Below are 17502 nucleotides of genomic sequence, written 5' to 3'. Positions count from 1 at the left end.
TATGCACCTCACTTTACAGGAAAATATACCTCGGTAACAATTCCCTCAGGAACAGCAGCTTGATCGGGGTCGGTTACATATACTTCATAGGGGGCTTTCACCATTTCATAGCCTTCCATCTCTACCCATTCTCTTAGCTTCGCATAAACCGAAGTCAATTCCGAATATGATCCCTTTACCACAGACCTGGCGCAAAAGCCGCCAGATAAAACTCTCGTTCCCTCAACAGTCTCCTTGATCGGAATGGCAAACTCCGTATCATTGCCGGCAGGATTGTACTCAGCGCTGTGATAGAAAGTCATTGGCGTGCCAAGCAAGGTAAGCTTTTCAGCAGCAATCTTCTCGTACAGCCTGCTAAAATACTGTCCATATCCTAAAGCATAATCATCGCCACTCATCATCTGACGTATATAAAGGATATTCATAGGCGGGGTTTCCACAAGCTCCACCTCGATATGGTCAAGGTACGACATAATAGGTATGCCTTTCTCTAAAAATACAAGGTCACTGCTTATTTGTGTAAGGGTATATTCTAAAGCATGTAGCTTTTCCTGTATTTCCTTTCTTTTGCGATTAAAAATAGAGTAAAGCTTCTCTTCTGACCGATCTTTCTCCAATTCCAGAATGGATTTAATTTCCTCCAGTGAAAAATGATAAGCTTTCAAACGGCTGATAAAGAGCATCTTTTTTAATTGCCCGATGGAATAATACCTATAACCGTTATCATAATTTATTTCATCAGGATGAATTAATCCGATTTCATCATAATACCGAAGCGTTTTCGCAGATACTCCGCATATCTTTGAGAATTCTCCAATCGATAACAAGAGGTCACCTCCATTCCGCATATTAATACTTTGATCAATCCAACCATACACCTTACCCTAAGGGCAAAGTCAACCGCAATCCCATAGATCAATCATCCGAATACATTTTTTGGAGTCGGGTTAAGATGAAAGTAATCATTTTAAGGAGGGTTTCATTTTGGGAGCGAATAATGAAATGAATACTTCAAACGAACACGACGTGAAGCGCGAGACATTGACAACGCGCCAAGGCCATCCTGTGAAAGATAACCAAAATATTCGCACGATTGGTAACCGCGGTCCAGCTACACTCGAGAATTACCATTTTATCGAAAAGATTTCCCATTTTGACCGTGAAGAGGTGCCGGAGCGTGTAGTACATGCTCGCGGAACCGGAGCATTCGGGTATTTTGAAACCTACGGAAAAGTCGGAGATGAACCGGTAGAGAAGTACACTCGCGCAAAGGTTTTCGCCGAAGCCGGAAAAAGAACACCGCTAATGGTTCGTTTCTCCACAGTGGCGGGAGCAAAGGATTCGCCGGAAACCGCACGCGATCCGCGTGGCTTTGCTGTGAAAATGTATACCGAAGACGGCAACTGGGATCTCGTTGGAAATAACCTGAAAATATTCTTCATTCGAGACGCGATGAAGTTCCCCGATATGATTCACGCGTTTAAAGCGGATCCCGTTTCCAACGTGCCGCATCCTCAGCGAATGTTTGATTTCGTTTCCCGTTCGCCTGAAGCAACGCATATGATTACCTTCCTGTTCTCTCCATGGGGGATTCCAGCGACATACCGCCATATGCAGGGTTCTGGCGTAAATACCTACAAATGGGTCAACGACAAAGGCGAGGCTGTGCTAGTGAAATATCACTGGGAGCCGAAGCAAGGGATTCGCAACTTGACGCAAGAAGAGGCCAACGCGATCCAAGCGAAGAACGTCGGTCATGCCACACAAGATTTATTTGAAGCGATTGAGCGCGGTGATTTTCCGGAATGGGAGCTTTTTGTGCAAATCATGGAGGATGATTATCATCCAGAACTGGATTTTGATCCGCTCGATGATACGAAGCTTTGGCCGGAGGATAAGTTCCCATGGCTGCCGCTGGGCCGAATGGTTCTGGATCGCAATCCGGTCGATTTCCATGCGGAAATTGAGCAAGCCGCCTTTGGTACGGGGGTACTGGTTGATGGGATGGATTTCTCTGACGATAAAATGCTGCAAGGCCGTACCTTTTCTTACTCCGATACGCAGCGCTATCGTGTAGGTGCGAACTATTTGAAATTGCCTGTAAACGCTCCGAAGGTACCTGTTCGCACGAACCAGCAGCGAGGCCAAATGGATATCCGTGACCCTAAAGAGTCTGGTGAGAACCCGCATATCAATTATGAACCATCAATGATTGGCGGATATCAGGAAGCAAACAAGGAAGATCGTCCGCAGCATCGCCCGATGTATAATGCGGCAGCAATGAGTGCGCCAATCGATCGTCCCAACAACTACGGGCAAGCGGGCGATACATACCGGAGCTTTGAAGACTGGGAGCGCGAGGAACTGATCAAGAACCTGTCCGAAGCGCTTGCGGTATGTGACAAACGAATTCAGGAGGCCATGATCCAACACTTTACCCAAGCCGATGAAGAGTACGGCCGTCGTGTGAAGGAAGGTATCGAAAAAGTGATGGAAGAAATTCAAAACATGAAAAAGGATCACAACGTTCCGGGGCGTGAAGCAGGCAATTCGAAATTCGGCCAAGGTTCATTAGCCGCGAACGAAGCCACAAAAGAGGCTGTGAAGAAAAGCCACGAAGCTGATCCATATTAAAGATGTAAAGGCTGCTTAAGCGTCAGGGAAAACCGACCGCTGCAGCCTTTTTTTGCTCCTCGTTTCACATCTGTATAGAGTTTGAATCAAATACTTATAACTACATATCTTTGTGGTAATTTGTTCATATTAATTAGGGTATGATATGAAGCTGCTCCAGGAGGAGATAACTATGGCAAACATTGTGTTTATTTCGCCTAACAAATACATTCAAGGTCAGGGGGCCTTGCAGGAAATTGGAAAGCATATCAAGGAGTTGGGACGCAAGCCCCTTGTCCTCGCTGATGAAGTTGTTTGGAACATAACGAAGGAAACGATTAGCGAAAGCTTATCGTCGGAGAAGGTTGATTTTCAATTTGTATTATTTAAGGGCGAGGCTTCTGTTAATGAAGTAAGACGGATTGCCCAAGAAGGACAGTCGCAATCCGTTGATTTTGTAATTGGCGTCGGCGGAGGTAAAACACTGGATACCGCCAAGGCGGTGGCAGACGAGCTTAAGTCGAAGGTGGTCATCGTTCCAACCACGGCATCGACCGATGCTCCAACAAGCGCTTTATCCGTCATTTATAGTGACGAGGGTGTATTCGAATCGTATAGGTTTTACAACAAAAACCCCGATCTGGTGCTGGTGGATACCACCGTTGTAGCAAAAGCTCCAGCCCGATTATTTGCTTCCGGCATCGCCGACGCAATGGCAACATGGGTGGAAGTTCGAGCTACGGTGAGAAACCGCGGCAGCGCTATGTCGGGAGGCAAACCAAGCATTGCTGCCCAAGCGATTGCGAAGGCCTGCGAAGAGACACTATTCCAATACGGAATTCCCGCCTATAAAGCTGTAAAAAAAGGGCTGGTCACCCGGCATGTTGAGGCGGTTGTCGAAGCTAACACTCTTCTATCAGGTCTTGGTTTCGAAAGCGGCGGCTTGGCGGGCGCACATGCCATTCACAACGGAATGACGGTTTTGTCTGGCGAAATTCATCATTTGACTCATGGTGAGAAGGTAGCTTACGGGACACTTGTCCAGTTGGTACTTGAACTCCATCCTGAGGAAGAAATCCTCAAGTACATCAACTTTTACCGCGAACTGGGACTTCCAACAACCTTGGAGGAGCTGCACCTGGAGAATGCTGCCTATGAGGACTTACTGAAGGTCGGCGCAGCCGCCACCCAACCGAACGAAACGATGGCTAACCTGTCCAATGAGATAACGGCCGAGCAAGTAGCTAACGCCTTGCTCGCTGTAGATGTCCTGAGCAAACAGAATTGAGAAGCAGCCAGCCCACCGGACACCGGTGGGCTTTGTAATATGCAAAAATACATAGATCAAGCATGGAACGGTTCCTTTACTTCATAAGATGTTAAAGATGAATCGTTGTCAGGAGGGTACCATTATGCAGGTACGAGTTCGATCAGGGGATACGTTGTGGTATTACGGCCAGCTTTTTAATATGCCTCTAGCTCTTATCATGGATTCAAACCCAGGGCTAGATGCCGCAAATATTTATTCTGGCCAGGAAGTTGATATTCCTGGTTTTGTGTTCATCGATTATCAAGTGAAGCCTGGGGACTCAATCTGGAGGCTGTCCAGGGAACGGGGGTTCCCTCTCGATGCGCTTCTGCTGCTTAATCAATCGGTAGATCCGAACAATTTAGTTGTTGGCCAGCAGCTTCGGCTTCCGCTCAGAGTCACCTGGTTCGTCGTTGACGTGAAGAAGCCTTACGATTCGCAGGCACTTCTCTCCGACCTCAATCGGCTCATCGAAATTTATCCCTTTCTTCGATGGCGCAGCATTGGAGCTTCCGTCATGAGCCAACCGATCCCGGAAATCAGAATCGGACGAGGAAGCAGGAATGTTCACGTAAACGGCTCCTTTCATGCCAATGAGTGGATTACAACCCCGGTATTAATCAAATTTTTAAATGAATATGCACTTGCATTGACGAACGGTATCGGAATTCGTGGTCTCTATATGTATCCTTATTATGAGGCGGTTACCTTATCTATCGGTTCAATGGTCAATCCTGACGGGGTCGATCTTGTCATTAACGGCCTTCCAGGAGAGGAGCCTTTCCGCAGCAATGTATTGTCCTACAATCGCGGCAGCACTGACTTTCAGGGATGGAAAGCAAATATTCGCGGCGTCGATTTGAACGACCAGTTCCCCGCACTTTGGGAACTTGAAGCTGCCAGAAATCCTAAGGAACGAGGCCCGCGGGATTATCCCGGCACGGCTCCGCTGACCGAACCGGAAGCCATCGCTATGGCTGAATTGACGCGGCAAAGTGATTTTGCGCATGTGCTTGCTTTCCATACCCAAGGCAAAGTCATTTACTGGGGCTTCCAGAACTTGGAGCCGCCTATTTCAGAGACAATGGTCAATGAGTTTGCCCGAGTAAGCGGCTACGAACCTGTACAGACGATAGAAAGTTATGCGGGCTATAAAGACTGGTTCATACAAGACTGGCGACGCCCGGGATTTACGGTTGAACTTGGGAGGGGCGTAAACCCGCTACCCATTGGACAATTCGACGAGATCTATGAAGAAAGCCTGGGAATCCTTCTCGCCAGCTTGTATTTATGATGGATCGCCAAAGCAGCTAATTTACCCTGGGTTACCTGTACCTTCATTTCGTTGTTCATCCACATTTTTCGTTACAATTATTTTATGAATACGCCGCTTGCCTACTTCCGCTACTTTATATAGGTATCCGTTAAATTCGAATGCAGGCTGTTCCTGCTTGGTTGGAATACGTCCCAGTGTTCCGATGACAAAACCGCTTAAGGTGTCATAATTGTCCTCAGGGAGGTTCGTGGATAAAATATCGTTTACTTCATCCAGATGACAAGTGCCTAAGAAAATATAGGTTCTCTCATCCACCTGCTCATATTCGGCTTCCTCTTCATCATACTCATCATAGATCTGTCCCACGATGTCTTCGATCAAATCTTCAAGCGTGACGATGCCGGCTGTACCGCCGTATTCATCGACGACTACCGCCATATGCTCCCGGTTCTGCTGAAGCTCCTCTAGAAGCTCATCGCCTTTCTTGGACTCTGTTACGAAATACGGGGTTCGGAGAATGGATTTGATATCCCATACTTCCTCAGGACTAGATACTAAATATCTGATGAGATCCTTGACATGCAGGATCCCGATGATATTATCGAGACCTTCTTCATAGACAGGAAATCTGCTGAAGCGCTCTGAAGCTGCCATATTGATGATTTCATCCCGTGTAATACCGGCATGAATCGCAATCATATCCACGCGGTGTGTCATGAGCTCGGAGGCTGTTTTATCGTCAAAATCAAAAAGATTATGGATGATCGTCCGTTCACTTTGCTGAATCGTTCCTCTCTCCAAACCGGCATCCACCAGCATACGTATTTCCTCTTCCGAGGCCTCTTCATCCTCCGCATTAGGGTCTACGCCAAACAATCGAACCGTCAAATTTGTAGACGCCGTCAGCAGCTTCACAAAAGGGGATGCAGCAATAGACAATGCATGGAGAGGAATGGCTGCGATCATGGCAATCGGCTCGGGCTTCTTCATGGCCAGCCGCTTGGGCACGAGCTCGCCAAATACCAATGTGAAGTAAGACAAAATTAGCGTAATCGCGATGACGGACAATGTATCAAGCAAAGCTGGGGATATCGTTACTCCCACCGAGAGCAGATAATCTACCAGAACGCTGGAAAAGCTGTCAGCTGCAAAAGCACTGGCTAAAAAGCCGGCCAGTGTAATCCCAATTTGAATGGTTGCCAAAAATCCACTGGGCTCGGAAACCAATTTATGAATAATGGCCGCTTTCCGGTTACCCTGCTTGGCCATCAATCTAATTTTGTTATCATTAACTGAAATTAAGGAGATTTCGGATGCGGCAAAAAATGCATTGATCATTATCAAAACGATCAAAACGATGATTTCAAACGCCAAGTTAAACAGCCTCCCAGTGATAAAAATGAACAGTGTTTTTTAAACCTGCCCTAATTAACAGTATAACTTAGTAATAAAAAAACAATCATTAAAAATTTACGGCAGCGAAAACGAAAGCGGCGAGCCCCCTGAAGATCAGGCAGCTCGCCGCGTAAGCTTGTACTACTATTTACTAATAATATGGAGCAGTCATCCAGCTCACGGATTTGTCCGACATTATCAATTATTCTGGCAGCTGTCAACTAACTAATGATCCGGCTTATTTATTAAATACGGATGATACGATCCCTTTCTGGACAAACTTAAAACATAGTTATATCTAGAATCGAGGTTCAGAATATGATCGATCGTAATTGCAATTCTTCCTCATTAAAAGAGCATTTAGAGCAACGCCTCAAAGAAATATCTTCATTAGCGCGACATAATATCGAACTATTGAACAACGAGAATGTCTGTCTCGTACAAGAATTCGAAAGTATGCGAAACATAATGACCGACATCGTAACGACGGCGGCATCCTTTTATTTAAAATGCTATTTATCTCCATATACGTCTAAATATGAGGATTTGACGATTGGCGTACAGAATTTATCCGAACGCAAGCATGGCGCGCTAATCGTTGTTGAACGAAAGGATCCCCTTGAATCGCTCATTCGATCCAACATTCCGATTGGGGGGACGCTGTCCCATTCCTTGATCGAATCGATATTTTTTCCGGGAAATCCGCTGCACGACGGCGCTGTTTGGGTTCGCTCCGAAACGGTTGTGTCTGCCGCTAACGTTCTTCCCCTGTCCAATATCAACGTAACGAACAGAAAATTGGGGACGAGGCACCGAGCGGCAATCGGGTTGTCCGAACGATGCGATGCTATAGTTCTTGTCGTTTCTGAAGAAACAGGGCAAGCATCTTTTGCCATTAGTGGCGCCTTGCATCCAATTAATCTAGATAGCTCTTAAAGCGTTCCCTTGAATGAACAGCCTATTTCGATTATAAATACGAGACAAACTCGCCAACCGGTTTACGATATCCCCTTAACCTCCGGCTTTCTTTCTTTTCTTTCCCGATCGTAATCATTAATACGATTTCATGCGTATACGGGATTTTTAATAATTCCCGTACTTTTTCTTGGTCAAACCCAATCATTGGACAAGTATCCCATCCATGGTTTTTGGCTGCCAGCATGAAGAACATAGCCGACAAGGAGCCATTGCGAACCGCATCTTCTTTTTTAAATTGCTCTCCTCGACTCTCATAAAACAGTTTATTTTCTTCGATGATATCCTGAACTTCAAAATCCTTCAATATTCCCAAAGCCAGCATCCCTTGATGAAGTCTTTCCGTTTGCTCGTACGCTTGGCGATCCGCCGTTACGATGATTACCGCTGAAGCAGTATGCACTTTATATTGGTTGTAAGCCGCCTCGCGAATTTTTTCCTTCATTTCATCATCCATCACGACGATGTACTCGCTGGGTTGCAAATTAAAAGAAGACGGGGCAAGCATGACATCTCTAAAAATAGGATCTAAATCCTTTTCCGTTATTTGAACACCCTCTATGAAATTATTAGCAGAACGACGCTGGTCAATTAATTCGGTGAACTTCACAGCACTTCCTCCGTTCGATTATTAAAATTGTATTCCTCAACTTTTGTCTTGCAAAATATCTCCAAGCTTGGGCTTAGCGCTTCCGAACTGAAGACGGTATAGCCAATACATAGTCACTACCATCAAGCACATGACGATAAAAATGTTACTGTACACATAGGCATTTTCATTTGCTACAAATGGATTAAAGCGAAGTGTTGTCTGCTGCTGATCCAGCATCTTGCCTATGATGCTCATTGATATTGCACCTGAAATAAAATTCAACATTGAAAACAGCCCCATGCCAACACCGACCTGTTCTTTAGCGAGCGTTCGGGAAATCGTATTTGACATTGTAATCTGCATGAAGGTTTGACCGACATTCCCGGCAATTAAAATAACTGCAATCATGTAAGGCGTCGCGCCAACAAAGCTCGAAAGCAATGCATAGCAGATTAACAGCAAAAAAGATGCAGCGGACATTAGAAATACGTTGCCGCGCTCGTCGGCCATTTTCCCGCCCAAACGACCTAACATGGCGGAAACGACGGCTGCCGGAAATAATACGAATCCGATGTTTCCTGGAGAAAGATCGTTTAGAGCTGCCAAATATTGTGGAGTCATGAACGTGAGCGCGAAATTCATTGAAGTCGTTATAAATGCAATGAACAGTCCGATTGAGAAATTTTTATTCGCAAAAATAGTTGGTTGAATGAACGGATGCGAAGCTTTTCGTATTCTGAACACAAATAAAATAAATAAGATAGCCCCGATAACAAATAGCAGCCATTGGCTTTGCGTGATAGCTAATAGGAAAAAGGTAACTGTCCCTGCCAATAGTCCTCCGCCCAGGAAATCGATGTGTCCGGCTTCCCCCTGATCATCGTCCAAATATTTGCGGAAAAACGGAAGCGTGATCAAGGATATCAATGAAAATAAGAATAACCACCTCCAACTGCCAAAGCTTGAGATCATCCCGGCGACAACAGGTCCTAACGCACCTCCAAGAGCTAATCCAATCGCCGACGTTCCAAGCGCTCTTCCCCGCTTTTCGGGAGCAAAATAGCGAATGGGAATAATCATCGCCGTTGCTGGTAAAACGGCTGCCCCGGCAGCCTGCAATATACGTCCAAGAACAATCATCCAATATTCGGATGCAAACGCGCCAATGATTGATCCGACGGCAAAGAGCAACAGCCCAAATGTCAGCAAATCCTTTAGCTTATACCTGTCCGCAAGTTTCCCGAACACGACCGATCCGATGGCATATAGAACCATATAGCTCGTCATAACCCAACTTACCTGAGATGGGATCAGTTCGAACTCTTTTCCGATCATTGGCAAGGCAACATTAAACATCGTCCCATTCATGACCGAGAATATCAATGCGAAGACGAGAACTCGCATTAGCTTGTCAGCTTTTTTGTCAGCTGCATCATGCATCATCATACTTCCCTCCAATGAAATGATAAAAAATAATATAGCGTAATGCACACTTTAGAGAAAGTGACTTTAACAAGCTAAACGGGTTATAATATATGAATCATAAGAACGGCTAATATAGAATTACATGCTAAGGGAGACGATACAGTTGTCCATAAATACGAATGATCCTATAGCCATTGACATCATTCATTTATTAATTAGAACGACCCACACGATTCAAAGAGATTTCAAGACGCAAATTTCATCCATCGACCTTCCCTTCAAAATATCAGGCCCTCGCTTACGCATGCTGTCCACAGTATCGGAGGCAGGAAGAATCCGGATGAGCGAATTGGCGTCTAAACTGGATATTCAAGCTCGAACCGTAACTGACTTTGTCGACGCGCTTGAAAAAGATGGTCTTCTTATCAGAATCCCTGATCCCACTGACCGGAGGGCAACACTTATTCAACTTACAGAGTTGGCACAATCTCATCTCAATAAAGCCCTTGAACAACAAGCGATAATCGCAGAGCAACTAATTCAAAACCTGACTGCTGAGCAACGCAAAGAACTGATGGAGTTGTTATTGCATCTTATTAATGACAAAGATCTTTCTGGCCCTTGCGTAGACGACCTCGACTAATCATGAATATAACCCTTGGCAACAAATGCATCCGTAGTCTATGCTGCCTTTTTCATGAGTAATGCTATAATCCCATCAAATACTGAGGTTCCTCATTATGAGGATACTTATAATATTCTTGCTTGTCAATAACAGCTGTCATGGAGTAATGGTACGTCACATATTTACCGGCTTCTCCTTATAAAACAACCAGATGGATCGTCAAAATGAATAAACACAAAAAAGAGGATAGCCCACCAAATTACAGGGGTTACCCTCTTTCTACTATGAAAAACTAACTTGATGACGTTTCTGGAGAAATGTTACAGCCTGTCTTTCACTTACCTCTCAAAACGGAACCAACCAAAATCGAAATTACTTCCCGGCAAAAAGATGAACGTTACCTTCTGCATTCCCGTGATTTTATCGAGATCGAATACTCGCTCTTCATATCCGTCGGACTGCGTAAACTCGACAAGCTGGTTGCTTTCGCCATCCTGAGAGGCAAACCGGATATGAATCGTATTCTTATCGATCGGTGAGCATCCGTAGATGACAAGCTTCGCAGCACCTTCACCCGTAAAGTCCATTTGCTCAAAAACCAAGGAAACGTTATTGCCGATTCCTTCAACACTGTTATCCGTAATGGAATATGTGTCCCCGTATATGCGGTCGCTTTGGGCGGCACTGTTCTGCTCAAAGGCTCTGTTTTTCGGCACAAAAGAAAAACCTTTGATATGCACCTTCTGCCGCAGGACGAAACAAATCGATGTCACGCCGCGGAGCGTTTTGGACAAGCGATACGTTTCAGCTTGGTACACATTCCACTGGGACTCCTTCTGATAGATGACACTGGCCAGCGGCGAACTGCCTTCCTCACCCGGCATGCCCTCCCAAATTTCCAAAGGATATTCTTCGCTGGATAGGGCAAAGACGGGGATCGTGATCGTATCGGAGCCATAAGGCCCAAAATCAATATCGCGGAATCCGACCTGGGTTTCGCCGTCCCTGCTTGTTGCTACGCCTCTTTCGTTCCCGTTGCCAACGTCGCCTTTGCTATAATCGTACAGTCCTGCTGAAATAAATTTATATGGATCTTTATAGGCAGACCCCAAACCAGTCGCCGTAAACTCCAATTGGGATATCTGCTTGATTTTATCTGTACCATTCTTGCTCATGCACCGCAGCCTGAATTCTCCATCTCCTAGAGCGGTGATCTTCGCTTCATGACCATTCGCTTCTACCTTGGCAATATTCGATTCGATTCCTGCATCGTTCACGACGGCCCATTCGACTTCCTGGTATGAAGCAGCTGGCGGATGTAATTTGGCTCTTACCACCATTTCCTGTCTCAAGGGATCAAATTGCTGTCCGGCCTCACTAATCAATTCGATCTTGCGCAGCGGAACCTCTTCCTCGTTCCCCATCATGCAAGGCAGCTCTTCATTCTCCGCCCGCGCAGAAATTCCAGCGATTATGCCGTCCTTGGCGGGGAGAGATTCGAATTGCTCTACTCCGGTTTCTAATCCCTGGGAGGTCACCTTAATCCGAATCTCTCCAGGCTCCAAGGCAGCTCCGATGATGGCCATCAGCTTACCGCTGAATAGCCTTCTGCTCCTACCTTTGTACGGGTCGTAATCCGTGCTGTCCCCATTATCGAGGCCGAGCAGCCTCCCGGCTCCTGTTACCTCGACATGTACCCTGTTATTGGCATTTTCTACAATATGGCCGTTTTCGTCTTCCATCATGATTTCTACGAAAATAAGATCCGTGCCATTGGCCAGAAGCTGATCTTTATCCGCATTTAGCTTAATTTTCTTGGCATCTCCAAAGGAGGCTTTAACATCTGTTGCAATAATCCGGCCTGTCTCATCATAGGCGATCGCTTTCAGCTCACCTGGCGCATAAGGAATTTTCCACCAGCCTACTAGCTCGGTTCCATGCTCATGATCAATGTCATGAATACCTACCGTTTCGCCATTGAATTGCAGTTCGATTTTCGGCGCATTCGAGCAGACCCGAACGTCGATCATTTGACCGGGATTGAAATCCCAGTAAGGCAGAATATGCACCATGGGCTGGGTTCTGTAATCGGTCCAGGCCGATTGATAAATATAGTATGAATCCTTTGGAAATGTAGCCGTGTCAATCTGTCCAAAATACGAATTCTTTGTATGATACGGTGTAGGTTCCCCAATATAGTCAAATCCGGTCCATATAAATTGCCCCAGCGAGAAAGGCGTGTCCCTTTCGGCCAGAATGCATGCCTCCGCAGACTTTGCGCCCCAGCTCGTGGAGCTGTTGCCAAGGGCGGAGCACTGCTCGTCATCATCGGCAAGAATGGACTTCTCGAACGGGAAATGATAAATGCCCCGGCTTTGCACAACGGAAGCCGTCTCACTGCCATAGATGATCCAATCCGGATGCTCCCGATGATGCTGCTCATAATATTTTTCCGCATAATTATATCCCGCGACCTTGACGATATCGGCACACTGCTGCGCGTTCTCCCAAGGCATGTAGTTCGAGCCGATCGTAACTCTCGCATTTTGTTTCGGATCATATTGCAGGACGGCATCCATCAGCATTCTTGTGATTTCCTGCCCTCTCTCATCCGCATGCGTATCATAAATTTCATTGCCAATGCTCCACATCAGCAGGCTTGGGTGGTTTCGATCCCGCATAACCCAGCTCTTGACGTCCCGATGGGCCCATTCTTTGAAGAACCGGGCATAATCATATGTAGTCTTCGATCTTTCCCACATGTCAAAAGCTTCCGAAACGACGAGCATTCCCATCTCGTCCGCCAAATCCATCAGCTCTTTGGCAGGCATGTTATGGGCGGTACGTATCGCGTTTGCGCCCATTTCCTTTAAGATGACAAACCTTCTCCGCAGAGCGGCTTTATTAAACGCGGCTCCCAAGGCTCCCAAATCATGATGCTCGCAAACCCCATTCAATTTCATCTTTTCTCCATTGAGAAAGAATCCTTGGGCAGGGTCAAGCTCGATGCTTCGAAATCCGATAGAATGGGAAACGGTTTCAATCTCCTGCTCAGTACCACCCTGCGGATTTTCTTTCTGATTTGCTACGGCCGGACGCAATCGGGTGATGAGCTGGTAAAGATAAGGCTCATCCGGGCTCCACAGCTTGGGCTGCTGAACCATCAGCTTTTGCCGATTTATGATGACAGGCTCGGCACCTGCGGTCATTTTGTCTGTCATTTTGGCGATGACTCGTCCTTGATCCAGGAGCATATGCGAGACATATACATCCTCATGCAAGCTCAGCTCGGTGTCGACCTCGACCTCCCAGCCCTGATCCAATTGCTTCGTCGAAATATAAACGCCATCCGTTACGATATAATTGCTAGTCCTCTCTTTTAACCAAACATTCCGATAAATGCCGGCCCCCGAATACCATCTGCTGTTGGGGCTTTGATGCACGACCTTTACCAGGATTTCATTTTCTCCCTCGGTGATGGCATCCGTAATCTCAAGCTCAAAAGAGGAATACCCGTACTTCCACTCGCCTGCAAATTGACCGTTGACATATACGGAAGAATCCATATAGATTCCATCAAAGCATAGCAGAAGCTGTTTATCATCCTCGGTATATCTAAATTTTTTGCGATACCAGCCAATGCTGTCCTCATAGAGATCCAGTGTATTATAGATCAGCCAATCATGGGGAATGTCAACAGGCTCAAATGAGAGACCTGCATATTCCGTCGTCTGGAGGCCGCTTTTTGCAAACTCCCATCCATCATTAAAAAGTGTCTTCTTATTCATGGTCGGCATGCTCGCTTTCTTCATAAAATTAATAAACGATTGTATTGCATCGTATTCTTTTCCCCCTACTATAGCACGTTTCTCTACGTGGCAAGGGCGATTTGAAAGGGTTCTAAGTTTTTCAAAGCATTTTCTTTAATAAGCGAAAAACAAACGATTGCACTCGTGTATTTGTCTCTGACCGCATTTTAAAAGCTGCATAAAATATATTATTCTACGAAAAGGAGTGATTTAATTGGCAAACAGAGATGTGCGTCTGGCTCTTTGGTCTGGCAACAATTTTTCAGTTCGTCGAATTCTTCTCAGACGGGGAGGAGTTGCGATTCGTGATTTAGGGGCGTTCCGGTTTAACAACGCGCTGTCGAGTTTCCGACTGAGAAATGTTGTTCAGAGCTCTCAAGTCACCTTGGTACTGTTTTCGCAAATTAACTTCCAAGGTTCATTCCGTGTGTTCCGTGGCAGCCAAAACGTAGCGAACTTAAGCAACTTTAACTTTAACAATGTCACATCTTCATTAGTTTTGGTTGGCCGCAATCTTACGAACTCCGAAATTGCTCAAATTCAAAGCTCAGGCAGACCGCCTCAAGACGTACTCATTATCAGACAATAATACCGAAAAAAGGGTGCCCTCCGGGCACCCTTTTCTTTTAAGTTTTTAAAGCATGATTACCTACGTCTCTACCATTGAGATTCTTCTTGCAAAATCAACAAACTGGAACTTGTCCAGCCGATGTCTCGACTCCGTATATTGAAAAAGCGTTGTATCCTCCAGGTGGACATACCCCCGAACGACAACCACATGCGTATCATCTTTTAAATCCATATACTGATGGTCCATATCCGTAGCTCGCTCTACACTAATGACTTTTTCTGCGTAGCTGATCTTCAGCTGAAGCTCCTGCTCCAAATATTGATAAATGGAATCCGCCGCAATGTCCTTCGTCAAATTCGGTACGATTTCGGCAAGCAAATAATCGATGTCCAGAATGATGCGCTCCCCATCGATTTCCCTGGCGCGAATGACCTTCCAGACTGGCTGCTTCGCCTCGATCCGCAGCTCTTTGGCGATATCGTTCCCTGCCGGAGCGCATTCGGTAGCATAGACTAGAGTTCGGCTCTTTTTTCCTAATCGCTCGGATAGCTCCTTGTAGCTAACCAAGCCCGATATCGGAAACTTGAGCCTCCCGGTATCCAGAACGAAGGAGCCCTTCCCTTTTACTTTGTTGATATAACCGTTCTGAGCCAACAGATTCAGGCCCTTGCGGACGGTCTCTCTCGAGATCTGATAGGATGCCGCCAGCTCATTCTCCGAAGGCAGCTTGCTACCAGGCGGGAGCTTTCCCGCATCGATTTGTTCAGCGTAATCCTTGTATAGAGTTAAAAATATATTGTTCTTCATCACCTGATCACCATCATTATTGTACCATGATTTATGGCAATGTCATTACAGTCCATCCCTATCTACAGGTTTCAAGGAGCAAGTGACACGCGAAGTACCAGATTTTGATTTTGAATCGCATCCCCGTCGTATTCCTTAATCACCTGAATGCCCTCCTGACCATCCGGTACAATAATCGGTGTAATGATAGGAAGACCGGCTTGCTTGATGCGCTCTTGATCGAACTCCAGCAGCAACTGCCCCTTGGTAATGCTTGATCCCGTTTCTACATAAGCGGTGAAGCCTTCCCCTTTCAAGGAAACCGTATTAATGCCTACATGAATCAAGACCTGAATTCCGTTTGTATCGGTAAGAATCAAAGCATGCTTGCTCTTGATCAGATGGGCGACTGTTCCATCAAATGGAGCATATACCTTGCCTTCGGACGGCATAATCGCAATGCCTTGACCCATCTGTTTCTCCGCGAAAGCCGGATCTGGAACCTCGGATAAAGGGACGATTTGTCCGCTAAGAGGAGCTGCGATTTCCACTGTAAGCTTCTCTGAATCTACGCTTGCCTCATTTTTCGGCGAAACCGCCGCGCCAGAGCTGCGAACAGCTTCATTGCTTGCATTACTTGCTGTTTCGTTCGTAACTGATTCTACAGTCGCACCCTTATCCACCGAGCTGTCATCCGCCCTATTTGACATCCGATATTTGCCGTACAGCAGCGTGCCTGTAAAAGGAATTACAAGTACAATGGCCATACCCAGGAAGAATACGCCCCATTGGTTCGGGAAGATCGACAAGAACCCCGGAATGCCGCCTACACCGATAGAAGAAGCAAGAACATTATTTATCGCTAGGAGCAAGCCTGCGATCCCGGAGCCGATCATTCCGAAAATGAAAGGATATCTGTGACGCACATTTACACCGAAAATCGCCGGCTCGGTCACCCCCAGAAAGGCGGAGATCGATGAAGTCACGGCAAGCCCCTTCGCTTTCTGCTCTTTCGCAATGAACATCATAGCGAGAGCTGCCGCACCTTGCGCAATATTCGCCAAGGCCAGCATCGGCCACAGGAAGGTTCCGCCTTGACTGCCGATCAGCTGAATATCCACGGCGAGGAAAGTGTGGTGCATTCCCGTAATGACAAGCAAGGAGTACAAGCCTCCATAAATCAGACCGCCAAGGGCTGCGACGGAATCAAAGATGCTGATTAGTCCCGAGGTAAGAACATTGCCTATGGCAAACGTTATCGGTCCAACGATGATGAATGCCAGGAATCCGGTCACTAACAGAGCAACCGGGGCCACAACAAGCAGCTTAATGGAATCGTGCACCCGCTTGTTCAGGAACTTTTCAATCTTCGCTAATATATACGCAGAGACAAGCACGGGCAGCACTTGCCCCTGATATCCGATCTTCTCCACTGCAAATCCGAACAGATCCCAAACCGGCACCGTACCTGCCAGCTTAGCGTCAGCATATTGATAGGCGCTCATAAGATCCGGGTTTACAAGAATCAGGCCTAACACGATCCCCAATAACGGATTGCCCCCAAATTGCCGTACTGCCGACCAGCCGATCAGCACGGGCAGGAAAGCAAAGGCGGTGCTTGCAATAAGGTTAATGATCGAAGCTACATCCGCCCACTCCGGGTGCACATCAATGAGAGATTGACCTGCGTAGAAAATGCCAGGCCCTGTAAGAATATTATTAATGCCCAGCAGCAGACCTGCCATCACGATGGCCGGCAAAATCGGAATGAATATGTCAGCCAGCGTCTTGACGGCTCGTTGAAGCGGGTTTTGCTTCTTACTAGCAAGCGTTTTCACGTCATCCTTGGTTGCACGCGAACCTCCGGTAATTTCAATCATTTCGTTGTAAACCTGATCGACAAGACCCGGCCCGATCACGACCTGAAATTGACCCTGAGTAGAGAATTGTCCCTTGACGAGTTCATTTTCATCCAATGCCTTGGAATTTACCTTGTTTTCATCTACAAGGGCAAATCTTAATCTGGTTACGCAATGCGAAGCGGCTTCAATGTTGTCTTTACCGCCAACGGCTTCAATGATCCGCTCTACATTTTTACGATCTATGTTCGCCATAATCATCGACTC

The 17502-nt window shown here is 46.3% G+C and carries 13 protein-coding genes; 6 read left to right on the top strand and 7 right to left on the bottom strand.

The annotated features are described in order from the left end of the window. Nucleotides 1-8: 8 nt before the first annotated feature. Complete coding sequence (locus ACE3MQ_RS00740; protein WP_379389594.1) at nucleotides 9-827, bottom strand: MerR family transcriptional regulator; 819 nt, start codon at nucleotides 825-827, stop codon at nucleotides 9-11. Between the two features lie 175 nt (nucleotides 828-1002). Between ACE3MQ_RS00740 and ACE3MQ_RS00735 the strand changes: the two genes are divergently transcribed. The 3 genes from ACE3MQ_RS00735 to ACE3MQ_RS00725 all read left to right on the top strand — a co-directional run bounded on the left by ACE3MQ_RS00735 (nucleotide 1003) and on the right by ACE3MQ_RS00725 (nucleotide 5216). Next, nucleotides 1003-2634, top strand: coding sequence for a catalase (locus tag ACE3MQ_RS00735; protein ID WP_379390683.1), 1632 nt, complete (start codon nucleotides 1003-1005; stop codon nucleotides 2632-2634). 172 nt (nucleotides 2635-2806) lie between these two features. After that, nucleotides 2807-3901, top strand: coding sequence for a glycerol dehydrogenase (locus ACE3MQ_RS00730; protein ID WP_379389591.1), 1095 nt, complete (start codon nucleotides 2807-2809; stop codon nucleotides 3899-3901). A gap of 124 nt (nucleotides 3902-4025) precedes the next feature. Then, nucleotides 4026-5216 (top strand): M14 family metallopeptidase, encoded by a 1191-nt coding sequence (locus ACE3MQ_RS00725; protein ID WP_379389589.1) that lies wholly within the window; start codon nucleotides 4026-4028, stop codon nucleotides 5214-5216. Between the two features lie 21 nt (nucleotides 5217-5237). Here ACE3MQ_RS00725 and ACE3MQ_RS00720 read toward each other — a convergent pair whose 3' ends face one another. Continuing rightward, a complete protein-coding gene (locus ACE3MQ_RS00720; protein ID WP_379389587.1) occupies nucleotides 5238-6572 on the bottom strand; it encodes a hemolysin family protein in 1335 nt (444 codons plus the stop codon). A gap of 339 nt (nucleotides 6573-6911) precedes the next feature. On the opposite strand from ACE3MQ_RS00720, the gene cdaS reads away from it, so the two are divergent. Next, entirely contained in the window at nucleotides 6912-7529 is a 618-nt protein-coding gene (gene cdaS / locus ACE3MQ_RS00715; protein WP_379389584.1) for a sporulation-specific diadenylate cyclase CdaS, read from the top strand. A 31-nt stretch (nucleotides 7530-7560) separates the two neighbouring features. On the opposite strand, the gene ACE3MQ_RS00710 is transcribed toward cdaS, so the two are convergent. Beyond that, the gene (locus tag ACE3MQ_RS00710) at nucleotides 7561-8178 is read right to left on the bottom strand and encodes a nitroreductase family protein (RefSeq protein WP_379389582.1); all 618 of its coding nucleotides are present in this window, start codon (nucleotides 8176-8178) and stop codon (nucleotides 7561-7563) included. Between the two features lie 36 nt (nucleotides 8179-8214). Next, entirely contained in the window at nucleotides 8215-9600 is a 1386-nt protein-coding gene (locus ACE3MQ_RS00705; protein WP_379390681.1) for an MFS transporter, read from the bottom strand. Nucleotides 9601-9754: 154 nt separating this feature from the next. On the opposite strand from ACE3MQ_RS00705, the gene ACE3MQ_RS00700 reads away from it, so the two are divergent. Next, on the top strand, nucleotides 9755-10228 hold the full coding sequence (locus tag ACE3MQ_RS00700) for a MarR family winged helix-turn-helix transcriptional regulator (RefSeq protein ID WP_379390679.1): 474 nt from the start codon (nucleotides 9755-9757) through the stop codon (nucleotides 10226-10228). Between the two features lie 320 nt (nucleotides 10229-10548). Here ACE3MQ_RS00700 and ACE3MQ_RS00695 read toward each other — a convergent pair whose 3' ends face one another. Continuing rightward, nucleotides 10549-13998, bottom strand: a complete 3450-nt coding sequence (locus ACE3MQ_RS00695; RefSeq protein WP_379390677.1) for a glycoside hydrolase family 2 TIM barrel-domain containing protein — start codon at nucleotides 13996-13998, stop codon at nucleotides 10549-10551. 235 nt (nucleotides 13999-14233) lie between these two features. Between ACE3MQ_RS00695 and ACE3MQ_RS00690 the strand changes: the two genes are divergently transcribed. Continuing rightward, a complete protein-coding gene (locus ACE3MQ_RS00690) occupies nucleotides 14234-14608 on the top strand; it encodes a hypothetical protein (protein WP_379389580.1) in 375 nt (124 codons plus the stop codon). A gap of 60 nt (nucleotides 14609-14668) precedes the next feature. Here the strand turns inward: ACE3MQ_RS00690 and treR are convergent, their stop codons facing one another. Further along, on the bottom strand, nucleotides 14669-15397 hold the full coding sequence (gene treR / locus ACE3MQ_RS00685) for a trehalose operon repressor (RefSeq protein ID WP_379389578.1): 729 nt from the start codon (nucleotides 15395-15397) through the stop codon (nucleotides 14669-14671). 71 nt (nucleotides 15398-15468) lie between these two features. Beyond that, on the bottom strand, nucleotides 15469-17490 hold the full coding sequence (treP, locus tag ACE3MQ_RS00680; RefSeq protein ID WP_379389576.1) for a PTS system trehalose-specific EIIBC component: 2022 nt from the start codon (nucleotides 17488-17490) through the stop codon (nucleotides 15469-15471). Nucleotides 17491-17502: the final 12 nt, after the last annotated feature.

This window comes from Paenibacillus lentus, from assembly GCF_042714055.1.
Taxonomy (GTDB): Bacteria; Bacillota; Bacilli; order Paenibacillales; family Paenibacillaceae; genus Fontibacillus; species Fontibacillus lentus_A.
Note: the sequence above shows the minus strand (reverse complement) of the source record. Positions and strands in the feature narration are given on the sequence as shown.